Raw genomic sequence first — 23,370 nt, 5'->3', positions numbered from 1 at the left:
GATACGGCAGCGCCGAAACGCTACCATGAACATGGGGTTGATGCAAGCGCGGAAACTCCTGAAGGCGGAAGAAGGCTGGCATATCCCGGTTTCAGCCGGTATACTCGCGCCGCTGAACCGGACCGGGGAACTGGGAGTAATCATGCCGTTACGCCTATTGCAGTTCTGCGTGTTCTCGTGCGCGGTTGTCCTGGCAGGCGCCGGCTGCCGTGCGGGCGCGGCGCAGCCGCGACACGAGCTCACATTCAGCTTCTGGGGCAGTTACCGCGACCTCGAATTCTGGCGCGAGGTCGTGGATCGTTTTGAGGCGGACCACCCCGAGGCGGAAATCGTGCCGCAATTCACGCCCATCAACTACGGGGAGAAACTGCAACTGCAACTGATCAGCGACTCCGCGGCCGACATCATTCTCATGGACGACGAGTTTTATCCCGCTTACGCGGTGCGTGGTTACCTTGAGGACCTGCGCCCCCTTATCGAGCGGGACTCCGCTGAACTGCGCGTGGACGATTTTCTTCCCGACGCGCTGCGGGCGTTTACCTACTGGACCCGGGAAGGGGGCGAGTCCCGCGAGATCATCGGCGCGCTCCCCTGGGACGGCACGGCGGTGCTGATGTTCTATAACCGGGACCTCTTCGACGAGGCCGGCATTCCCCCGCCTCAAGAGGACTGGACCTGGGAGGATTTCCGGCGCATTGCGATCCAGCTCACGCGCGACTATGACGGCGACGGGCGCACGGACCAGTTCGGCGCCATGCTCGGGTTCGGCTGGCTCGACGCCGAGCCGCTCGTGTGGAGCTTCGGCGGCCGGTTCCTCTCCGGCGACTATACGCGAGCCGCCGTGCGCGATGATGACCGCGTGATGGAAGCAGCCCGTTTCATGCAGGGGCTCAAGTTTACGGACCGGGTCCTGATCTGGTTTGGCAGCCAGCAGGGCATGAACCGTGAGGTGCAGATCCTGACCGGGCGCATCGCAATGAGCCCGTCCGGCTGGTTCGCGGCGCAAGTGCTGGGCGAGACCGACACCGACGTGCGCTGGGGCGTCTGCCACATGCCGCGGGGACCGCGCGGCGACCGGTTCACGCGGGTCACCTTCGACGGTTTGAGCATCAACCGGAACATTGCGCCGGAAAAGAAGGCTGTCGCGTGGGCGTTCCTCAAGTTTGTCCTCACGGAGGAGATACAGGCCCGCCTGGCGACGGTGGGGCGCGGCGTGCCGGTTGTGCGCGAATACGCCGAGAGGCACTTCTTGGATGGGGAAACCTTCGCGGACCGCAAGATCCCCGATTTCCGCAATAGCAAGGCAGTTGTGCTCGAAGCCATGGAGGAATACGGGAGGCTCACGCCGATCACGCCGCGTTACCTGGGCCTGCGCCGGGTTATCGAGGCCGCATGGGCGCGCCTCGAACGCGAGGACCCGGGTCAGCGCTGGACGCCCGCCCGCGTGGCCGCCGAAATCGAAGCAGGCGTCAATCGGGAACTCCAGAAGGAACTGGAGGATTTCGGCGCCGCCCGCGGGCAGGTCACCGCACGCTCGCCCGCGCCGTACCGTATCGCGGGCTTGCTGGCCGTGCTGGGCCTCGCGGCGATGCTTGTCCGGCGGGGCGCCAAGGCTGGCTCGCTTTTCTCGGAACTGGGTGTCCTGCGCCGTAACCGCATGCGGCGGCGCGAGGCGCTGTGGGGCGTGCTGCTTGCGTCGCCCTGGATGGCCGGGTTCCTCGTGTTCCTCGCTTTCCCGATTGTGTTCAGCCTTGTGCTCAGTTTCAGCGCATGGGACCCCTATGATCCCGTGGAACACCGCACCTTTGTGGGTATGGACAACTACGTCCGGGCGTTGACGCGCGACCCCTACGTCTGGTTCGCGCTGCGCAAGACGTTCACCTACGCGGCCCTGGCCGTGCCCATCAACCTGTGCGGCGCGCTCGGGCTCGCCTTGCTGCTCAACCAGAAACTGCGCGGAATCCGCGTGTTCCGCACCCTGTTCTATCTGCCCAACGTCGTAGGCGGCGTGGCCACGGCGATCATGTGGCTGTATTTCTTCAATCCCGTGCTGGGCCCGGTCAACAACGTGCTGCGCGCGCTGAACCGGGCGCTCGACGCCACGCCGCTGGCGTTTATCAACCTGCCCGACCCAGACTGGTTCAACGACCCGGACTGGGCTATGCCCTCCATGATTATCATGATGCTGTGGGCCACGGGCGGCGGCGCGATGATCATCTTCCTCGCGGGATTACAGAGCATCCCGTCGCACCTCTACGAGGCGGCGGAACTGGACGGCGCGGGCCGGTGGCGCCAGTTTGTGAACGTGACGGTCCCGATGCTCACGCCGACGATCTTCTTCAACCTGATCATGGGGATCATAGGCGCGTTGCAGGTGTTTATGCAGGCGTTCGTGCTCGTGGGGCGCGACGGCGGGTTTGACAACCAGTTGCTCTTCTTTGTGCTCTACCTGTACCGCAAGGCGTTCGTCGATTATCAATTCGGTTACGCCGCCGCGCTGGCGTGGGTCCTGTTCGCAATCATTCTGGCGTTTACGCTGCTGATCTTCCGGTCGAGCGCGCTCTGGGTCTACTACGAGGGGGAGCGCAGATGAACGGCGCGCGCAACGGCCTGACCGGCAGCGCCCGCGGGGCGCGGCGCCTCGAGCGATTGTGCGTCTGGGCGTTGCTGGCCGGGTTGACCTGCCTGTTTCTGATCCCCTTTCTCATTACGTTGAGCAACAGCCTCAAGACCTTCGCGCAGATTTACCGGCAACCGCAGATATGGCTCCCGTGGCCGCCGCAGTTTTCGAACTACGTGGAAATCTTCTACGTGCTGCCGTTCTTCACCTTCTTCAAGAACACGGTCCTGATCACCGCGCTCGCGCTCTTCGGCCAAGTCGGCAGTGCGTGCCTCGTGGGCTACAGTTTCGCGCGGTTACGCTGGCCGCTGCGCGATTTCTGCTTCGTGATTCTGCTCAGCACCATGATGCTCCCCGGCCAGGTGACCATGATTCCCATCTTTCTCCTGTTCAATGCGCTCGGCTGGGTGAACACGTGGCTGCCGATTATCGTGCCCGCCTATTTCGGCGTGAACGTGTTCAACGTATTTCTCATGCGTCAGTTCTTCAAGACCATCCCCGTGTCGCTGGAAGAGGCCGCGCTCATAGACGGCGCGGGGCACCTGCGCATCCTCTCGGCGATCATGCTGCCGCTCTCGAAACCCGCCGTGCTCACTATCAGCGTGCTCGGATTCGTCCACTGGTGGAACGATTTCATGGGGCCGCTCATTTACCTCAGCGACCACATGAAATACCCCATCTCGCTCGGCATGAAGATGTTCGGCGACGCCCAGCTCACCAACCCGCACTACATCATGGCCGCCAGCATCGTCGCCGTCATACCCGTTGCCCTGATCTTCTTCCTGGCCCAGAAATACTTCGTCCAGGGCATTGCCTTGACGGGGACGAAAGGGTAAGTGGCGGCGGTCGCCTGTGCGAGACGACCGTGCCACGTCTGCAAGCTTCTTCTCCGCGGCTTCCGTGCGCTCCGTGCTTCCTTCTCGATTTCCTTGCTGAGCCGCCGAACGCCAGGATTGTATTCATGCTGATGGATCATATATAGATAGTATAAATATTATATAACACACATATTGGAGGAGCCACAGCGGTCAGCGCTGGGGATGTCTGGGCGGGGCGACTTGGGGGCGGGGGAGTTGCGAGACTGGGGAGACCACGCGCCTGAAAACGTTTGACGGACCCGGGGCGCGCTCCGTAAAATGCCTTCGAGTGACGTGTGCAAGGCGGAAGCGTGCGATTTCTGAGGTGCCCCTCGTGACCAGTCCAGTGCAGAGACCGAACGGACCCAGACCGCCCGGCGGTGCATCGTGGACGGATTCGTCCGCGATGGTGCGGCTGGCTTTGCTGATAGCATTGCTGGGTTTCCATTTCGTGGCGAATCTCTGGTACTTGCGCGTGGACAATCACGTCATCCGCACGGATGAAGAGACGCACATGCTCACCGCGCGGCAGTATTACGACACGTTTGCGCTCCAGGACCATGACAATCTGCTGACGGCGTTGACCGCCATGGCCGGCATCCCTCCAAGCAATCCGGCGCATCCGCCGCTGTTGCCTATGCTGGGGGCGGCGCTGGCCGGCCTCTTCGGATACAGCGTGGATGCATTCGCGCTGGTCAATACGTTCCTGTTCCTGGCGCTGTTGCTGGGCTGCCTGGCCATTTCGCGGCGTTTTCTCGATCCGTGGTCCGCGTTGTTCGCGACGTTTGTGGTCAGTTTCACGCCCAGCGTGTTTCACGCGTCCCGTTTCTTCATGACGGACTACCCCGCGGCCGCGATTGTCGTGTGGTCGGTCTATGCGTTGTTGCGCAGCAACGGGTTCCGCCATCTGGGTTGGGTGATGCTTTTCGGCCTGCTGACGGGGCTCGGCATCCTGACGCGCACGGTCACGTTCCTGTATTACCTCATACCGGCGGCGGTCGTGTTCGTGTCCGGTCTGCTGGGCGCGTGGCGTTCGCGCGCGGAACAGGGAGAAGCGGGGCGGCCATGGCGGCTGTTCCTGCACGGAGTAGTGGCCGTGGCCATGAGCGCGGTCGTCTTCACGCCCTGGTATTTCCATAATCTTGAACAGTTTTACCACTACTGGGTGTACGAACATGCAGGCGGCACGGGCGGTCCGTTGACCGTGTCGCTGGAGACATCCGGTCAGCCCGCGCCGCCCGCGGCGCAGCCGGCCCCGTCCGCGCCGCCCGCCGCGGAACCGGCGCCTCTGAACGGCGCCGCCATTCAACTCGCCGGCCCGGTTGCGGCGCCGGCTGAGAAACCGGCTTCGTGGAGGGACCGGTTGCGGGGCCTGATTGAGCGGCGGCAGCCGGGGACGCGCTACCTGGTGCACATCGTTAACAACAATCTGTTCTTGCCGTTGTCCATGCTTGCCCTGGCGGGCATCCTGCTGGTGCCGTGCATGCGGCGTTTCCGGTCTTTTCCGTCGGTGATGCTGCTCTTGTGGGCCATTGGCGGCTGCGCGCTCATGACGTTGCTGATCAAGTACTCGGTAGCGCGATACGCGCTGCCCGTGGCGCCCGCGCTGGGAATGCTGGCCGCGCTTCCCGTGCTCGCGTTGCCGCGCCGCACGTGGCGCGCCGCCGCGATGATCGTGCTGGCGGCGTATCTCGGGTTTGTCTATGGCAACCTGACCTTCGCCTCGTACGGCGCCGCTGCCCGTCTCTATGTTCCCCTCTATCCCGACGCTGGCATACAGAAGGGCTACGATGACCCGGGTCTCGCGGTCTTCAAGGACACGCTGACGTATGGTTTCTCTTTCTCCGGGCTGGGACCGGCCGCTCGGGAGACCTATCGTCCCGGCGACGCCGTGAACACTGTCCAGGAGTGTAATTTCCAAGCGCGGCTGCTGCGCGCCATGGCGCGCCAGGAACGGCACCGGAAAGTGCTGACGGGTCAGTACGCGAATTACCAGCGCCTCGGCCGCGAAATGCGCGGCATGGAATTGATCGAGCGGCATTTCTGGCCGCCGCCGAATCCCTATCTCGACCGTTCGCTGGCGCCGGAAGATCTGCCCGCGCGGCGGCTTCGCAGCGTGCGCATGGCAATTACGACCGAGGACCTCGTCGCAAAGCTTCCCCAGACGGATTACGTGGCCTACGCGGTTGTCGCAAGCGACGAAGCCCGGGAACTCGCTTGGCAGCGTTTTCTGAAGGAGCGCGGCTTCGAGCTTGTGGAACGGTTTACCATTGAACGCTTTGGCTGCGTGCCCGCACGGGTCTACGGGGTGATGGCGCGGACGGAGACCGCCGTCATTACCATCGATTCGACGGACGACATTGATGGTCTGAACCTGTTCGAGTTGTATGACTTGAAATCGTCGCATCAATTCCCGCGGCTGCGTCCGGACATGCAGGATTACACGGTGCGCCACTTTGTCGAGCTTTTGCAGAAACAGAACTACCCGCCGCTACAGCAAATAAACGAAGCCCTCACGTATATCGGCGCGGAAGTGGCGGAGATCCATGACGGGGAATTCCGTTTCTGGTTCATTTTCCAGGTCTCCCAGCCTATCGAGAAAGACTGGCGCGTATTCCTGCACGGACGCGTGACTTCGGAGTATCTCCATTTCCTTCCGGAAGAGAAGCGGACTCAAGGCTATGAAGACTGGAACTTCAACCCCGACCCGCCGACCAGCGGCTGGCCCGTGGGCGACTACGTGATCATCACGCGCACGATTATGCCCGCCCCGATTCCATACTCCTTCAAGCTTGGTTTTTTCACAAGAGAAGACGGCGATTTTGGGCGCGGCGTGAACGTGGGCATGGTCGATTTCAGTCAGTACACGGACCAATAACGGTCCGCAAGCCGGTGCCCCGGGGCCGGCGGACTGGCCGTGACCGGCCGCAACGTTCGTGGGATATCCGATGCCCTTACTCAGCGACCTGGCGCGGGCGCGGAAGTTGGCCTGGTTCTTTGCCGGCGTGCCGCTGGAAGCACGCATCCTGGAAATCGGGTGCGGCGACTGCTGGTCGCGCGACCGCGCGCGCGCCGCGGGTTACCGGCATTACGCCGGACTCGACCTGCGGCCGCCCGCCGATTTCGTGGGCGATATCCGCGACTGGCGCGCGCTCGGGCTTGCCGGGAACGCATACGACGTCATCGTGGCCTTCGAAGTGGTCGAACACGTGCCCTGCTTCGCCGAATGCCACGCGTTACTCCGGCCCGGCGGTCTGCTTTTCATCACCACGCCTGTCCCACGCATGGATTCCTTGTTGGCGGTGCTCGAATCTCTTCACTTGACCCAGCGGCGCACGAGCGCGCACGCCCACCTGATCGACCTGCGGGACCTCCCGCTCTTCGAGCGCGTTGCGCTGCGGCGGATTGCCGGACTCGTGCAATGGGGCAAGTTCCGCAAGCCCGCCGCGTAACCCGGTTGCTCCCCGTCTGCACAGCCGCCTTGGAACATGCTAGAATCGCTGTCATGCCGGTTGTTGTAAACATCGATAACGTGACCAAGCGTTACCGCGCGAACCTGGCTGTGAGCGAACTCAGCCTCACGGTCGAGTCCGGCCACGTGGCGGGCTTGCTCGGTCCCGACGGCGCGGGCAAGAGTACCGTGTTGAACATGATGTCGGGTCTGGTGCGCCCGACGTCTGGCACGGTTTCCCTGTTCGGCAAAGATATCCGGAAGTCTTTTCTCGAGGTGGCGCCGCGGATTGGCGTGTTCGTGGAGAATCCGGGTTTTTTTGAACACTTGACCGTGCGGCGTAATCTCCTGCTGCAGGCCCGGCTCGCCGGCCGTCCGGTCAATATCGTGCGCGTCCTCGACTGGGTGGGCCTGGTCGCCGCCGCCAATGAACGGCCCCAGCACCTGCCGCCGCCGCTGCGGCGGCGCCTGGCGCTTGGGCAGGCACTGCTGACCGAGCCCGAACTGCTGCTGCTGGATGAGCCCTTTCTCGGCCTTGACCTCGAGGAAGTGCAGCCCCTTTTTCAACTGGTGCGCCGGTTGACGGAAGAAGCCGGCGTAACCGTCATCTTCGCCACGCGGCTGATGCACGCCGTCGAGGCACTCTGCGATCACCTGGTGATCCTGCGCGAAGGCAAACCGCTGGCCAGCGCGCCGGCCGAGGGGCTGCTTGCTTACGAGCCCGACCAGGTGGAGGTGTTGCTGGACGGGCCGGAAGCGGCGGGCAGACGGCTGCGCGAGCAGCCCTGGGTCGCGCACGTGGAAATCAAGCCGGGGCGCCTGTTCGTCCAATTGCGCGAGAAGAACGTGCCGCAATTGAATGCTTTCCTGGTGAACGCCGGGTTCCGCGTCCACGGGGTATTGCCGCGGCGGCGAACCCTGCAGGAGTTCCTCTTGAAGGTCACGAACGGATGAGCAAACGCATCGGGGCTGTATACTCGGTTGAATTGAGCAAGGCGCTGCGGCGCAAGTACACGTATGTGGGCCCGGCGCTGGTTGCGGCGGCGGTTGCGGGTTCGCTTGTCATACGCCCCGTCGCGCGCGACGGCATGGCCGACTATGCTTTTATCGCCAATGCCACGTTGGGCGCGCTGAGCCTTGTGGGCGTGCTGGCGATTCTGGTGCACGGCGCCGCTCTCGTGGCCGCGGAACCCTACGGCGCGTTGCGGCACACGCTGACGCGCCCCATCGCACGATACGAGTTCATTCTGGCCAAGCTGCTGCTCGGCATGACCTACGCCGCCATGCTCACGTTGCTTGCGGGCGCGCTCGCCTGGGGGTTCGTCTTCCTGCTGGGCGACCGGAACGGCGTGCTCAGCGGGAGCGAACTCATTTTCTCGGAGGGCGAGATGACCGCGGCGTATGTGCTCGGCGCGCTGCTCGCGCTCGCGCCGCAGTGGGCCACCGTAGCCTATGCGCTGTTCTGGTCCACATGCACGCGCAACCCGCTTGCCGCCGTGTTGCTCGCCGTTGGTGGCTGGGTGGCCGTGGACCTGCTCAAGTACCCGCTGGGTATCGACGCCTATTTGTTCACCACGTACGTGGAGCGGTGCTGGGAAGTGTTTGCCCTGCGCGCGGACGGACTGACAGCCGCGTGGTTCCCCATGGCTTGGCAGTGCCTGCTGGCTTCCGCGGCAGGCGGGTTTCTTTTCACGGCTGCGGCTATCGTGCGATTCCGGCGCCGTGACTTGGCCTGAGAAACGCCGATGACGTTCGCGCTTTCCATATGCCTGCTTGCCTCAATCGAGTTTTTCCCCGAGGAGATATCGGGGCTGCGTGCGGAAGCCGTGCATCCCCTCACGGGCGCGGTCAGCCTCAATTGCATACAGGCGGACCTCGACGGCGACGGCGCCGTGGACTTGGCGTTCGGGCACGAGGTGGCGTTCCAGCGCGGCGGCCGCTTCCCGCGCGAAGCGCGCGTGCCGCTGCCGTCGATTGAAGGGCAGCCTATTCTGGAGGTCTGGGCGGGGGCCGTCTATCTCATGTACCCCGGAAGTCTGGCGGTGTACCAATGGCGCGACAACCGGTGGGAGACGGTCCTGACACAGCCCGCGCAATGGCCGTCCACGGATATGACCGCGGGGATGCTGCCGCTCCGTGGACAAGCGCGGTCGGCGCTGCTGCAGCGGCGCCTGCACGACCTGGACGGCGACGGCGCGCCGGAAATCGTTGCCATGAGCCCCGACGGCGCGCACCTGTTCCGCCGCGACGGCGCGCAGTACGTTTCCGCAGGCGTACTCAACGTGCTGCCGCAATTGACATTGCTGTCGGGGCCGCCCGCTCAGGTCTGGCCGCCGGAATCGCGCCGTGTCGTGTTTCCGCCGCGGGAAATGGCCTGCCGCCTTGTGTTCGAGGCTGACCGGCTTCGCGTCCTGACCCGCGTCAGTGTTTCCGACGACCTGGTCCGGTATCAGGAGCGCCAATACCGCGTTCAACTGACACCGGAAGGGGTTTTTGCGGCAACGCCGGCCGTTCCAGAGGCAGAGACCACCGCCGACTTGCCCAGCTACGTGCAGCCGTGCCGCTTGAATGCGGACGAAACGATGGATTATGCGGGCGGGCGCTGGGAAATGGGCCGCGGCAGCCTCTTGCCGTTCCCAACCTACACGACGTATGCCACGTTGGACGGCGGCGTTTCCTCTACCGTGCGCCGGTCCCGCACTTTCCGGCCGTATTGCAGTTTCGTGGATTTTGATGGCGATGGCGACCTTGACATGGTAACGGAATCTAGCGGTCCGCTGTCCGGCGGCCCGCGGGAGGGCTTACTCCGGTTCTTGACGAGTATCGTTATTCAGCATGAGGTCGCCGTGTACCGTCAGGTCCAAGGCGCGTTCGCCGAGTCGCCCGCGCCTGTTTGCCGCATTGCGATCCAAGCGGGCCAGCCGCCTTTCGTGGGGAACGCCATGTTCCAGCGGTATCAGCGGGCGGCCTTGGTCAACCTGTCCGGCGACCTGAACAACGACGGTTATAAGGACCTCGTGGTGCAGGACCGCCCGGACCGCCTGGCCGTCTTTCTCGCCGCGGGGTACGATTTCCCGGATGCGCCAAGCTGCGTCATTCCGTTCGAATTTGAGGCGACATTCGCGGTCGCCGACGTCAATCTCGACGGGTATGCGGACGTGATCCTGCGCGCAGTGCCGGCGGAACGGGGCGGTGAACCGTGCCGCGTCTATTTTGCGGCGGAGGCCCTGCCATGATGCCGTCCCTCGTGTGCGCCATCCTGCTTGCCGTTCCGGGTGTCCTGTTTGACGTCCAGAGCTTTCCCGCACCGGCCGGCGCGCGTTTCTTCCTCGCGCCGCTGGACGCAGCCGGGGGAGCGGACCTGGTTGTCCTGCACGACCATGGTCTCACCGTTTATGCCGATGGCCAGCCTGCCGGCGCGCGAGAGCTCGCATTGCCGCCAGAAACCTCGGCCTTGGATGTCTTCGACCTGGATGGCGACGCAGTCTCGGAAGTCATCGCCGTGGCGGGCGATCGCATTCTGACGTGGTCGTTCGAGCGCGGGGAGTCTCCGCCCGAACCCGTCGAGTTGTTCCGGTTGCATACGCAACTGGCGGGATGCGGCCCTGCGCCGTTCCTCTATGTGCTCGGCATCGAATGGGCGGGCCGCGCGGTGCTGGGCCTGCCGCTGGAGACGGCGTTTGAACTGCGCGACGCCGCGGGCGCGTTCGTGGCCAGCTTTCCCCTGACCACCGAAGCGCCGCATCGCGCGTCCTACGGGCGGCCGTTTACCGTCGATACCATTAACCCGCCGGTGATCGGGCCGCGCGACGCACTGGAAATGGACATACGCCGGAGTATCGAAATCGAGCCGTCGCTCCCGCGCGAACTGGCCGCCTCCGACAAGCACAGCCTGCTTGCGCGGCGGTCGCTGCCGCCGCGCACGGCCGAGACCGCGGGCAACAACCCCGCATACTGGCCCTGGTTTGCTCTGCTCGCGAAGCACAGCACGGCCGTTGCCCCGCAAGACTTGGCCCAATGGGATGTGCTCTATTCGCTCGCGGATGAGGATTCGGGCACGTCGTGTATCCGCTTCCGCATGCCCGGCAACAGCCCCAAAGGCGCGCCGCGCATCGGACCCGAACGCCGCTTCGCGGGCGCCGTTCTGAACGCCCCGGACCGGCTTCCAGACTTTGATGGAGACGGCTTTGTCGACCTGGCGGTCTGGATGCGCGAAGAACGCCTGCCCGCGGCGAATGCCCTCGCGCGCCTGGCCGCGACGGGCCGCGCTTCGTGGCGGCTCGTTGTGCATCTCTTCGACGCGCGAAAACGCCGTTTCGAACCCGCTTCAACGGCGCATATCGTTATTGACGCTCCCGTCGCGTGGCTGGTAAACGCTGCCGCCGGGCCGCCCGCGCATCTCGTGCTGTTTGAAGATTTCGACGCGGACGGGCACACGGACTTCGGTTGCGCCACGGATGCGGACGAATTCAGCGCGTGGCGCTGGGACGGGGCGGGTATCGAAAGAACGCCCGTGTTCCAGATGCGCTTTCCGGAATCGTTGCGCGAAGTCGCGTTCCACAGCAGCAGGGAGCCCGGCGCGGGTGTGACCGTCGGGCTGCGTGGTTCGGATTCCCTGTTCTTGTTGGGGCCAGTCCGCTGACGGGCGCCCCAAGTCACTCTCCCGCAGCGGCCGAAGCGCGAAACCGCATTTGCAGCCGCCGGCCCAGCGCATCTGCCTCTTCGTGACGGCCCGCGCCGCGAAGCAACAGGGTCAATCGCGTTGCCGCCAGCCGCAAGGGCTCGACCAGCGTTTCGGCCGCGCCGCGCTGCGCCAGGCCCCGGTCCAGCGCCTGTTGGTAGGCTCGTTCCGCCCCGCTGCTATTGCCCGTCTCCTGAAGCAGGTCGCCCATGCGCACCAGCAGCACGGCTGCCTCCGGCGAGAACGGCTCGCCCGCGGGCCCTTGCGCGATCGCTGTTTCGACGCAGGCCCATGCATCCTCGCGCTTCCCCATCGCGACGAACGCCTGCGCCTCTTCAAGGGCAATCCGTTGCCGGGCCTCGGCCGTGGCGGCGGCGGCGCGCGCGGCGGCATAGGCCTGCAAGGCGCGCTCGCCGCCGGGCGGCGACAGCCGCCCGTACAATAAGGCCAGGGCCAGATGCAGCCGCCACGCCTCCTCCAGACAAAGGCCGCGCCGAAGCGCATCCTCGAGCATCTGGATGCCGTCCTCGGCATCGGCTTCCTCCAGCGCCTCGCGGACCAGCCGTTCCGCCGACGCCCTCGCGTCCGGTCCGTCCTGGCGGGAGAGGGATCGAATATCTGGGGCGTCTTCGCCGCCCGTCGGGGCGCCGCCGAGTTCGACATCGTCGACGCCGCCGGGCCGCTTGTCGCTGGTCAGCGCGACGGCGTTGGGCCGCGACGTGCCAGGCCGGGCGGTGAACCGTTGCGAAGCGGAAAGGCCGCCGCTTTTTCCGGAGGACTTGCTTGCCCACCAAGTGACGCCGATGGCGACCAGCGTCACCAGAACCACGACGACCAGGATCGCAACCTGTCTACGGTCTTCCATGGCTTCACTCCGAGCGCGGCGCCGCGCGGCTCAGAGCGGTTCGTCGGCCGGGTCGATACCTTCGAGCACAACCACGGGCGCGCCGCCTTCCCCGCGCACCACGATGTCGTTCACGAGTTCAAGCACTCCGGGTATCGCACTTGCCAGATTCCCGGCCAAATCTTTCTCCTCCTGCGAGTCGGCATTGCCGGTCAATATGCACACGCCGTCCGTCACCTCCACGTCCAGGTCCCGGACGTTTACATGCCGGTTTACCATGATCGACGTTTCGACGCGTTTCTCGACCCATTCGTCCTGGAATTGCCGGCCCACATTTTGAAACGTGCCCATTTCAGGGCGTTCATGCACCGTAAGATTGTTGAATACCCGCACCACGCCGCTCGCCTGCGCCGCCGACTGGCCGATTTTCGCCTTCTGCTCTTCGCTGTTCGCGATGCCGGTCAATGTCACCACGCCGTTCACGGTTTCTACGCCGATCTTCAACCCCTTCGTTTCCCCGTCCCGCAACAGCACGGCGCGCACGTTCATCGTGATGCCGCGGTCCCGAAGGCGCTGGCTGAAGCCGCGCTTGTCGCGCTCGGTATAGGTCTCCGGCACGACCAGCAGTTCGTTCCTCACGTCGACAACGCCGGGCACGCCGCGCGCAAGTTCTTCCGCCATCTGCTTCTGCGCCTCGTCGCGGACGCTGCCGGTCAGGGTGACCACGCCGCCCGTGGTGGTCGTGTCGATATTGAGCGGACTCAAATGCTTGTTTGCGAGAAACTTGCTCTCGACCCGAGCGGTGATCGACGAGTCTTCCACCGTTTCCACAACCGGATTCGCGCCCGCAACACTTGCCAGCAAGGCCAGCACCGTTATGGCGGTCATGATGTCTCTCCTCTTCGATCGTGCATGTTCCTGAACGCATTGCCACCCGTCCCCTATCTTAAAATACTTCTTGCTCAGGACAAAGTTCCGGACAAGGCGCCGGCAATCCCCGGGACGCCGGCCCGAACGGCGTTCACTGTCCGGCACAACACTGCAGCGGTCATGGATGCAGTTCTTGCGATGTCCCGGCAAGTATTTCCTGGAACGCCTTCACCGGCAGCGTTGCCTGACGACGCCGCGAACAGCGGGGCGGGCCGATTCGCTATAATGGGGCGCGCCTGTACGAACGGCGCACATCCGGGAGTGTCCGAACGTGAAACGCCTCTGTGGCGCAGTTGCGCTGGTTCTTGCGTTTGCCGGGCTGACCGCCGCGCAGCCGAACAGCCAGGGCTGGGCCGGTTTGGGCGTTTTCGGAAATTTCCATGTTGTCGTTCCGCACGACGCGACGCCCGCGGAGCAGATGGCCGCGTCCGCGCTGAAGCTGTATTGGCGCGAGCGCACCGCGTATGAACTGACCATAAGCGCCGAGAATGAAGGCGACATGAACATGTGGGTCGGGCGAAGCGCGCTCGGCGTCGAACTCGCCGCGCGCGACGAACTCGAAGCGCTCGGCCCCGGCGGCTTTCTGCTACGCACATTCACCCCGTCCCGCCGTGAACAGGAAATGGGCGCGCGAAAGCAGCTGCTTCTCACAAGCCTGACGGACGCGGGCGCGCTGCATGCTGCCTACGAGTTTCTCGACCGGTATCTGGGCGTGCGATGGCTTGCGCCCGGGGTGACGGCTACGCCGCGCACCGCGTTCGCCATCAACGAGTTCGAACTGCTTTTCCGGCCCTGTTTTGCACACCGCAGCACGGGCTACAGCGCCCTCTGGAGCATGGACGCGGCGGAATACCTGCGCGCGCACAAGCTGGATGAGCCCGCGCCGCCCGAAGGGCTCGCCACGGGCACCTTTTTCACACTGCTGCCGCCGGAACGCTTCTTCGCGGAGCGTCCCGGCTATTACGCCGAGATTGACGGGCGCCGCGCGGCCGCGCTCGCGCTGGCGGGAGGCGAGACGCCGACGCAGCTTTGCTGCACGAACCAGGAAGCGGCGGAAACGCTCATCGCGGAACTGCTGGCGTTGCTGCGCGCGCCCGCCGATACGCTCGACGATGTGCAGCGCGCCCGTCGCGATGCCGTGCTCGCGCAAGGCGGCGAAAGACTCGTGGTTGTCGCGCCCATGCCTTGGGCGGGCGCATGTGAATGTGCTGAGTGCCGCGCGCTCGAACAGCAGGAAAACAGCGCGGCCGCCCCGCTGCTCCGGCTTGTGAATAGCGTGTCGGAAAGGGTCAAGGAAGCGTTCCCCGGCGGCGGCTACCGGGTCGCCACGTTCTGTGCGGGCGTGCGCCGCCGGCCCCCCGCGCAACTGCGCCCATGCCAGGATGTGGTTGTTTTTCTCGGCGCGGACGGCTGCGACATGGGCCGTCCGGCGGACGGCGCCGGGTCGTTGCCGAACGCGGCATTCGCCCGCGACCTGAAGGCATGGTCGGCGATTACGCCAGACCTGCGCATCTGGAATTACGCCGGAAACCAGGAAAACCCGCTGCGCCTTCACCCGGACCTGCACGTATATCGTCAGAACGGTCTATTCTATGACCAATACAATGTGTCCGGCGTGCACGTACAGGCGCGCGCGCCGGGCGTCAACGCGCCGGCGGAGATCGACGCGTTGCGCGCGTATGTGCTCGCGAAAGCACTCTGGGATCCGGATTTCCCGTGGGAACAGGCTCGGGACGATTTCATCAGCCGCTACTACGGACCCCCCGGCGCCGCGCTGCGCGGCGCGCTCGGCCTGGTTGCCGAACGCGCCCGGAAATCCGGTGCCTATCTCCATCCCCGGCAGGACGGATCTTGGCTCGATAGCGGTACCGCCGCCGCGGCCCTCACGATGCTGGATCAGGCGCTGGCCGAGGCGCCCATGGGCGACCGGCGCAACCGTCTCGAGATCGCGCGGCTCCCGTTCACGTATGCCGCGATGACATGTCCGCCTCAGGCCACGGCTGACGGCGGCCGGCTCGTGCTCGAACGCCCCTCCTGCGAGGATTGGTCTGTCTTTGCCGGCCGGCTCCGCGAACTCGGGCCGGGCATGGAGCCCGTGATCGCGCAATGCGCCGGTGCAAGTGATAACGGGTTGGCGCCGCGCCGCGAAGAGATGCCTCTGGTCGTGCTCGAAAACGGCCGTCTGCTCGTATGGCTGGCCCCGTTGCTCGACGGCCGCCTTGTCCGCTGTGTCGATAAGGCAACGGGGAACGACCTTGTGAAGAATCCGTTCGGGCAAGTGCCAGATACGCTGTTTTGGCGCGAGTGGGATTTTGCGGCCGGGGTGTCCGGCGCACCCGCCGCGCCGCGCTACGAAGTTGTGGCCCGGGACGCAACCAGCGCCGTGCTTCGGGGAACGACGGCGCAAGGCCTCACGCTGGAACGCCGCATCGCCTTGGACGTGAATGAAAACGCCCTGACCGTCGTCCTGGAGATCAGCAATGGAACGGACCGCGAAGCAGCGCCCGCCATCGGATTGCGCGCCAGCTTTGAGACGCAGGCCCTGCTCACGCCGGACATTCGCGCCAACTGGAATGGCGCATGGACGCGCTTGAGCGGCGAGGACAACCCGCTCGGCCCGCTTTGGAACGCGCGCGCGCACCGGCTCTCGGGCGTGCGCGCCTGGAATGTGCAGGCGCAAGGCGAGATAAGTGTCACAAGCGCCTTCACGTGCAGCGGAGCGGATGCGGGCAGGCCGTTCTATTGCCAGTACGACCCGCGGCATCAGCGCGTTGTGCTGGACTTTCCGCCCGTGGAAACGCTGGCGCCTGGCGCCTCCGCGACGGTTGAGGTCCGTTATGCGGTTGCCGCGGAACCGCCCGCCACTCGGGAAGATAAACCTCTGTGGCGGTTGTAGCGCCTTGAAAACGATGAAAGGGAGCCGAAACCTCATGCTTATGATACGCAACCTGTTTCTGGCGTTCGCGTGCCTTGCCGCGCCGGCAGCGGCGGCCAACGCGCAAGAACCCGAGGCCCAGACACCAACCGCGCCGGACACCGCCGCGTCCATGGCCGTGCCGAGCGCCGAGCCTTGCGAAACGTGCCGCATCGAAGATTGGGGCGGCGCGCTCGACGAGGTGCGCGGCCAGTTGAACCTGCTGCAACTGTTGGCACAGGCCACGCAATTTGGCGGCATGACCATCAAGATTCCGAAGGAAATCCAGCGGATTCCCCTGGAACAAATGGAAGGAACCGAAGAGCTGGTGCGGCGGGATATCCGGCTGTATCTGAAAGAAGTACGGATCCGCGATTTCCGCCTCGATGCGGACGACACGCCCAAATGGCTTGAAGAACGGCCGCTCGTTGGCGCGTTGGCCGAGTTCGGGCAGCTCGGCGTCTCGCTCGATGCGCAGACGCGTGTCGGCACCTTCCCTGTCAAGTGTGACCTGAAACAGGGCGCCATGCCCGTGCATTTCCACTGCAAAGAAGACGGCTTTGACATCGGGGTGGCGCCGCCGTACCGCGCGCAGGAAGCCCGGATTGAGGACGTATCCCTTGACCTCGGCGGCCCCGTCGCCAGCGGCATCCTCACGCGCGTGTTTGGACGCAAAGTCGCCAGTCTGGTGTTGGAGGCGGCGGCGGGCCAAACCCTCCAGCTCGACGAACAGACCCTGCTCGGCGGCGTGGGCGCTGGTTCGCTGCTCAAGGACGCGCCGGAGATGCCGGAAGGTATCGGCGGACTGGTCCAGGACCTGCTCAAATAGCGTTGCCTCTCAAGCGTCGCGGGGCAATGGATGCCGCCGGCGCTTCGCGGAAGGCAACGCGGCACAACGGGGAGAAAGGGAACACTCTCCCGGGGTTGCGGCCGTCTCCCCGCGCTTTCACGGTGGCGGCGGCGCACTCATGGACGCCGCGTCAAGGGCGCGCAGCCATTCCAGGCCGTCGAGGAGCATCTTCACCACTTCCGCGCCGTTTTCTTCGCGGTCCGGATGATTGATCGGGTACCACCGCAGTTCCTTCGGCTCGCCGAGCGCCGCAAACAGGGCCTCGCCGGATTCGGGAATGACCACGCCGTCTTTCGACCCGTTCTGCATCAGCACGGGAATGCCCGAGACTCCTGGCGCGTGCAGCACGGGATCCGCGGGGCCGATGATGAAACCGAGCAGCGGCCCCGCCGCGGGCAGGAGCCAGCCGGGCAATTCCCGGCGCACCTCGGGTGCCTTGGCGAGCAGGCGCAGGTTGCCGCCGCCGACCACGAGCACGGCGGCCTTGAAGCGCTTTTCCTGCGCGAGCACGGCGGTGCCCGTGATCGCGCCGTAGCTGGCTCCCACGAGGTAGATGCGGTTCGCGTCGATATCGGGACGCGTGACGAGATAGTCGACAAGCCGGCGAGTGTCGTGCACGGTCTTCCAGCAGCGTTCGCGAAATGCGGCGGCTATTCTCAGGAAATTGCCGTGGACCTTGCGCTCGCCGCGCATGTACTGGTCGAAACAGACCATCGCAAACCCGGCTTCATTGAAGGGCGTGCAGATTTCTTGGACGAATTCCTTTTCCTGGTGGCTGCCATGCAGCAGAACGATCGCGGGCATGGGGCCTGCCGCGTCCACGGGCAGCGTGAGAATGGCGGGCACGGTTTCGCCGGGCCGGGCTTCAAATTCGATACGCTGGCGGCGGAATCGCGCCGGCAGGGTCTGATGAAATGCCTCGACTGTCCCGGTTACGGCTTCGAGGGGAGTTGCGCTTGCCTTCAACGGAATGTGCGGGTCGTAGCCGTCGTAGAAGTGGCGGTCGGAGTAGGCCTTGACCAGCAGCAGCGTCACGATCGCCGCGACAGCCAACGCGCAGAAAACGGTCGGGACACGACGCAACATGGACATATCCCTCCAACTTCAGACACCGTACGGACGGGCCGGCAGAGCCCAGCGGGAACACGCAAAAATGACAGACGCGCCGGCGCCCCGCAAGAACAGGGCGGCGCCGGGGACCACGGAAGAAAACCGCGCTGGCTTCTCCGCCACCGTCAGAACGTTACCCGCGACTCGAGATAGAGGTAGTCCGCGTCCTGGTCGTCCGTGCCGCCGTTGTGGAGCAGTCCGTTCAGGTCGACGAAATTACCCTCGGCCGAGCCGTCGCCCGTGAAGAAATGGCGCCATCCCGCGCGGAAGACGAGGTCCTCCGAGTAGGCGTATTCGCCCCACAGGCCGAGTTCCCAGCCCAGTTCCTTGTCCGAAGGGGTGGTCCAGAAGCTGAGCGGCGCCAGAATGGGAATCCGGGCCCGGCCCCAATGGATGTGAATCGGCTGTTCGAAGGCTTCCAGCGCTTCGAACCAGGCGGCGTCCAGACCGACACGGGTCGACTCAGTCGGGGCCATGCTCAGCCCGCCGCACATGGTCCAGAAATTCGTCAGCGCCCCCTGGTCGTCCAGGATGGCGCTATATGTCTTGTCCGAAAAAAGGCGGTTGAAGCTGAGGCTGGCTTCCGGCTCAACGAGCATGGCGAACGGGTTCAGCCATTCCCAGAAGGTGATGTCGCGCTCGTCTTCTCCCCCAAAATAGGCCGCGCCCAGCCACACGCGCGGCTGCAGCCTGTGGTCAAAGGTGTACCCCAGTTCCAGGTCGCCTGCCCACGCGCCGAAGTCCGCGTCCGCATCGCCATAACCGAAAGGCCTGAAGAGCGCGCCCACGCGCGAGGCATTGCCGAACTGATACGCGCCCTCGAGATTGTAGTCAAAACCGCCGCTCTCCCCGTGGACCCGGCCGCCAATGGTGTGCAGGTACGTCGTCTCATAGTCATCCAAGCCCAGCCAGCCCTCAATCTGCTCGCCCAGCCATGTGGCGTCGGTGTCTTCGAGATAAGCGCTATCCCGGAGCAGGACCCAGTAGAGATCAAACGCGACGGCTTCGAGCCCTGTGTACGACCCGTACAACGCGAACAGGTCTCGGTCGCCGTCGTTCCAGCTGTTGAACTGCTCCGCGAGCTTGGCCCACAGCGCATCCACGCTGAACTGGTCCGTTGCCCAGGTCAGACGTGCGGCGTCGAAGGAGAGGCCCCCGAATTCCGGCAGATTGTTGTTGTTGCCCACAAGCCAGCCCGACCCGAGCGTTATCTCCTGGCGGCCCAGCCGCAGTTGCAGCGGGGAACCGAACAGGTCGCGCACCTCGATATAGGCCTGATAGACCTCGACGTCGCTGTTGCCGCGCCGGTCCACAGCGGTGATGTAATTCGAACGAAAGTCCTCGCCCCAGGCCTCATAGGACTCGAGTTCCGTGTACGCGGTCGCGGAGTCGCTGAAGTCCGCCCGTATGTTGAGCCGAGTCCGCTGTTCGACGAGCCGGTAATCATCGCGGGCGTCGTCCCAGTCGAAGAAACTCACTATCGTTTGCCCCCCGTATGGGTCGCCGATGGGCCGGCCGCCCAGCGCGCTTGCAGGCCAGCGAATCATGTTTCCTGTATAGGTCGTGGCGGTCGGATTGTCGAAGGAATTGCGCCAGTATTGGCCCCGGATGCGGATTTCTCCACCGACCTGGACCGTCTGCAGGTCGGCGGCCACGGGCAGGGACGCTAGAAGGACTGCCGCCGCGAACACGAATCTCGCGGAAACGCATGTCCGCCGCCCGGGTTCTTTGTTCTCACGGATGCGGCCCGTTCCGGCCTTGATCAGCGTCATAATCGGCAAATTCATGGCGATCACCCTCCCAACCCGGTCGTTTCGACTGTGTTTTGCCTCACCTTGCTCCGCCGGTGCCAAACCGGCGGCGTGATACCGCTTACCATGCCTGAAAACACCGAAGCACCGCAAACGACACCCATCTCGGGACGTGCCGGATTGCATTCCGGATCAGCGCGCCCGCTTCCAAATCACGCTTGTGCATCAGTATACGTCAATCCCTCCCAAGCTGCCACCTGCCCTGGCGCATCGCCCTTGCGCCAAGAGGCGGGGAGCAATCCCGCTTGCGTGCGGGTTGACCCCAATGAAAAATAAGCTTGACATTCCTTGTCTGTTTTCAAATACTGGAATCGCTGGTTCGTACAAGGTAGGCAGTGTTGATTGAGGGAGCGTTAAGCGCATCCTCTTGTGGATCTTTCAACGGTTACACACGAAAAGAGAAGGGGAGCACCCCATGGGGAACATGCTTGAAACCATATCCAAGATTGCGGTCCTCTTGGCGGTCGTCGCGGCTCTTGCCGGTTGCCCCGCCGTCGGGGGCAAGGTCACGGCCGATTTCGTGGGTATCCCGCGTATCGGCTATGCACCGTTGACCGTCACGTTCCGTGCGGACGTTCAAGCGATTCCGCCGTATGTGCTGAACAGCAAGTTTCGCGACGGCGCCCGGCCGACGCTGACGATCGTCGACTATATGTGGACGTTCGGCGACGGCGGGGTTGGCAAGGGCAAGACGGCCATTCATGTCTACCGCAACCCCGGCAAGTATGACGTGGGCCTGACGGTCATCGTCCGCGAGGAGTCCGTGGACGAAAACGGGGTAAAGGCGAGCCAGCTTACCGTTGTGACGGTATTCAAAGAAGAATATGTGATCGTGCTTTCCCCCAACCTGCCGCCCGTAGCGAATGCGGGCCCGGACCGCACCGCGACCTTGGCGCAGGCGCTGACGCTCGATGGCACGGGCAGTTATGACCCGGAAGAGCAAGAACTGACGTACGCGTGGACGGCCGCCGTGCAGCAGGGCGGCGCGGCCGACGAGCCGTTCGTCCTGGAGAATGAGGATACGGCGACGCCGTCGTTTACCGCGCTTGTTCATGGCACGTATCTCTTGACGCTGGTTGTGAATGACGGCGAACTGGACAGCCTCCCGGATACGGCGCTCGTGACCACCGACCAGGTGCCGCCGCAGATCACCTTCGGCGCGGGCGGGACACAGGAAGAGACGATCCGGGTCGAATGCGGCAGCACGAGTTTTGAAACGCCCACGGCATCCGACGCACAGGATGGCGACGTGACCGGCAACCTCCAGGTCACCGGGACGGTCGATTTGAACACGCCGGGTACCTACGTGCTCGTGTATACGGTAACGGATGCATCCGGCAATACGTCGGCCCCGTTCACGCTCACCATAATCGTGGAAGACACCGCGCCGCCCGTCATCACTTTGATTGGTGACCCACGGATGACGATTGAATGTCCCGAGCCGTTCATGGACCCCGGTGCGACGGCGCTAGATGTATGCCAGGGTGATGTGCCGGTGCAGGCCAGCGGCGCGGTCGATACCGCGACGCCGGGCGACTACACCATTACCTACACCTCAGCGGACGACGCGGGCAACGAAGCCGCGCCCGTAACGCGCACCGTCACCGTCGTGGACACGACGCCGCCGGAGATCACGCTGAACGGGGCTGCTCAGATAACGGTCGAATGCACGGACCCGTTCGTGGACCCGGGCGCTACTGCAGTGGACGCGTGCCAGGGCGATGTGGCGGTGCAGGCCAGCGGCGCGGTCGATACCGCGACGCCGGGCGATTACACCATTACCTACACCTCAGCGGATGACGCGGGCAACGAAGCCGCGCCCGTGACGCGCACCGTCACCGTCGTGGACACGACGCCGCCGGAGATCACGCTGAACGGGGCTGCTCAGATAACGGTCGAATGCACGGACCCGTTCGTGGACCCGGGCGCGACTGCGGTGGACGCGTGCCAGGGCGATGCGCCGGTGCAGGCCAGCGGCGCGGTCGATACCGCGACGCCGGGCGACTACACCATTACGTACACCTCGGCGGATGACGCGGGCAACGAAGCCGCGCCCGTGACGCGCACCGTCACCGTCGTGGACACGACACCGCCGGAGATCACGCTGAACGGGGCTGCTCAGATAACGGTCGAATGCACGGAGCCGTTCGTGGACCCGGGCGCTACTGCGGTGGACGCGTGCCAGGGCGATGCGCCGGTGGAGGCCAGCGGCGCGGTCGATACCGCGACGCCGGGCGACTACACCATTACCTACACCTCAGCGGATGACGCGGGCAACGAAGCCGCGCCCGTGACGCGCACCGTCACCGTCGTGGACACGACGCCGCCGGAGATTACGCTGAACGGGGCTGCTCAGATAACGGTCGAATGCACGGACCCGTTCGTGGACCCGGGCGCTACTGCGGTGGACGCGTGCCAGGGCGATGCGCCGGTGGAGGCCAGCGGCGCGGTCGATACCGCGACGCCGGGCGACTACACCATTACCTACACCTCGGCGGATGACGCGGGCAACGAAGCCGCGCCCGTGACGCGCACCGTCACCGTCGTGGACACGACGCCGCCGGAGATCACGCTGAACGGGGCTGCTCAGATAACGGTCGAATGCACGGACCCGTTCGTGGACCCGGGCGCGACTGCGGTGGACGCGTGCCAGGGCGATGTGCCGGTGGAGGCCAGCGGCGCGGTCGATACCGCGACGCCGGGCGATTACACCATTACCTACACCTCAGCGGATGACGCGGGCAACGAAGCCGCGCCCGTGACGCGCACCGTCACCGTCGTGGACACGACACCGCCGGAGATCACGCTGAACGGGGCTGCTCAGATAACGGTCGAATGCACGGACCCGTTCGTGGACCCGGGCGCTACTGCGGTGGACACATGCCAGGGCGATGCGCCGGTGGAGGCCAGCGGCGCGGTCGATACCGCGACGCCGGGCGACTACACCATTACGTACACCTCGGCGGATGACGCGGGCAACGAAGCCGCGCCCGTGACGCGCACCGTCACCGTCGTGGACACGACGCCGCCGGAGATCACGCTGAACGGGGCTGCTCAGATAACGGTCGAATGCACGGACCCGTTCGTGGACCCGGGCGCGACTGCGGTGGACGCGTGCCAGGGTGATGTGCCGGTGGAGGCCAGCGGCGCGGTCGATACCGCGACGCCGGGCGACTACACCATTACCTACACCTCAGCGGATGACGCGGGCAACGAAGCCGCGCCCGTGACGCGCACCGTCACCGTCGTGGACACGACACCGCCGGAGATCACGCTGAACGGCGACGCGCAAATGGTGATCG

At 64.9% G+C, this 23,370-nt stretch carries 15 protein-coding genes; 11 read left to right on the top strand and 4 right to left on the bottom strand.

Translation table 11 applies throughout. From position 1 onward, the window contains the following. Window positions 1–25: 25 nt before the first annotated feature. The 8 genes from KA184_04330 (at window position 26) to KA184_04295 (ending at window position 11,570) form a co-directional block, all read left to right on the top strand. Window positions 26–2,593 carry an extracellular solute-binding protein gene (locus KA184_04330; protein MBP8128785.1) on the top strand — a complete coding sequence of 856 codons (2,568 nt, stop codon included), beginning with the start codon at window positions 26–28 and terminating at the stop codon, window positions 2,591–2,593. Continuing rightward, window positions 2,590–3,456 (top strand): carbohydrate ABC transporter permease, encoded by an 867-nt coding sequence (locus KA184_04325; protein MBP8128784.1) that lies wholly within the window; start codon window positions 2,590–2,592, stop codon window positions 3,454–3,456. Before KA184_04330 ends, KA184_04325 begins: the two co-directional genes overlap by 4 nt. Window positions 3,457–3,883: 427 nt before the next feature. Further along, a complete protein-coding gene (locus KA184_04320) occupies window positions 3,884–6,355 on the top strand; it encodes a glycosyltransferase family 39 protein (GenBank protein MBP8128783.1) in 2,472 nt (823 codons plus the stop codon). A gap of 70 nt (window positions 6,356–6,425) precedes the next feature. Then, a complete protein-coding gene (locus tag KA184_04315; protein ID MBP8128782.1) occupies window positions 6,426–6,929 on the top strand; it encodes a class I SAM-dependent methyltransferase in 504 nt (167 codons plus the stop codon). A gap of 53 nt (window positions 6,930–6,982) precedes the next feature. Beyond that, the gene (locus KA184_04310) at window positions 6,983–7,882 is read left to right on the top strand and encodes an ABC transporter ATP-binding protein (protein ID MBP8128781.1); all 900 of its coding nucleotides are present in this window, start codon (window positions 6,983–6,985) and stop codon (window positions 7,880–7,882) included. Then, window positions 7,879–8,664, top strand: a complete 786-nt coding sequence (locus KA184_04305) for an ABC transporter permease (protein ID MBP8128780.1) — start codon at window positions 7,879–7,881, stop codon at window positions 8,662–8,664. The genes KA184_04310 and KA184_04305 overlap by 4 nt, the downstream gene beginning before the upstream one ends. Before the next feature lie 9 nt (window positions 8,665–8,673). Further along, a complete protein-coding gene (locus tag KA184_04300) occupies window positions 8,674–10,164 on the top strand; it encodes a VCBS repeat-containing protein (protein MBP8128779.1) in 1,491 nt (496 codons plus the stop codon). After that, on the top strand, window positions 10,161–11,570 hold the full coding sequence (locus tag KA184_04295; GenBank protein MBP8128778.1) for a hypothetical protein: 1,410 nt from the start codon (window positions 10,161–10,163) through the stop codon (window positions 11,568–11,570). The genes KA184_04300 and KA184_04295 overlap by 4 nt, the downstream gene beginning before the upstream one ends. A gap of 13 nt (window positions 11,571–11,583) precedes the next feature. On the opposite strand, the gene KA184_04290 is transcribed toward KA184_04295, so the two are convergent. Both KA184_04290 and KA184_04285 read right to left on the bottom strand, forming a co-directional pair. After that, on the bottom strand, window positions 11,584–12,474 hold the full coding sequence (locus KA184_04290; GenBank protein MBP8128777.1) for a hypothetical protein: 891 nt from the start codon (window positions 12,472–12,474) through the stop codon (window positions 11,584–11,586). 30 nt (window positions 12,475–12,504) lie between these two features. Beyond that, on the bottom strand, window positions 12,505–13,341 hold the full coding sequence (locus KA184_04285) for a BON domain-containing protein (GenBank protein ID MBP8128776.1): 837 nt from the start codon (window positions 13,339–13,341) through the stop codon (window positions 12,505–12,507). A 313-nt stretch (window positions 13,342–13,654) separates the two neighbouring features. Here KA184_04285 and KA184_04280 point away from each other — a divergent pair, with 313 nt between their 5' ends. Together KA184_04280 and KA184_04275 are read left to right on the top strand one after the other, a co-directional pair. Then, window positions 13,655–16,279 (top strand): DUF4838 domain-containing protein, encoded by a 2,625-nt coding sequence (locus KA184_04280; GenBank protein ID MBP8128775.1) that lies wholly within the window; start codon window positions 13,655–13,657, stop codon window positions 16,277–16,279. A 34-nt stretch (window positions 16,280–16,313) separates the two neighbouring features. Beyond that, the gene (locus tag KA184_04275; protein ID MBP8128774.1) at window positions 16,314–17,126 is read left to right on the top strand and encodes a hypothetical protein; all 813 of its coding nucleotides are present in this window, start codon (window positions 16,314–16,316) and stop codon (window positions 17,124–17,126) included. Window positions 17,127–17,243: 117 nt separating this feature from the next. Here the strand turns inward: KA184_04275 and KA184_04270 are convergent, their stop codons facing one another. Both KA184_04270 and KA184_04265 read right to left on the bottom strand, forming a co-directional pair. After that, window positions 17,244–18,233, bottom strand: a complete 990-nt coding sequence (locus tag KA184_04270; protein MBP8128773.1) for an alpha/beta fold hydrolase — start codon at window positions 18,231–18,233, stop codon at window positions 17,244–17,246. Window positions 18,234–18,382: 149 nt separating this feature from the next. Further along, a complete protein-coding gene (locus KA184_04265; GenBank protein MBP8128772.1) occupies window positions 18,383–20,044 on the bottom strand; it encodes an alginate export family protein in 1,662 nt (553 codons plus the stop codon). A 439-nt stretch (window positions 20,045–20,483) separates the two neighbouring features. Here KA184_04265 and KA184_04260 point away from each other — a divergent pair. Beyond that, window positions 20,484–23,370, top strand: a 2,887-nt coding sequence (locus KA184_04260) for a DUF5011 domain-containing protein (GenBank protein ID MBP8128771.1), incomplete at its 3' end; no start/stop codon positions are given.

The organism is Candidatus Hydrogenedentota bacterium, assembly GCA_018005585.1.
Taxonomy (GTDB): domain Bacteria; phylum Hydrogenedentota; class Hydrogenedentia; order Hydrogenedentales; family JAGMZX01; genus JAGMZX01.
This window is presented reverse-complemented; position numbering and strand designations above follow the sequence as displayed.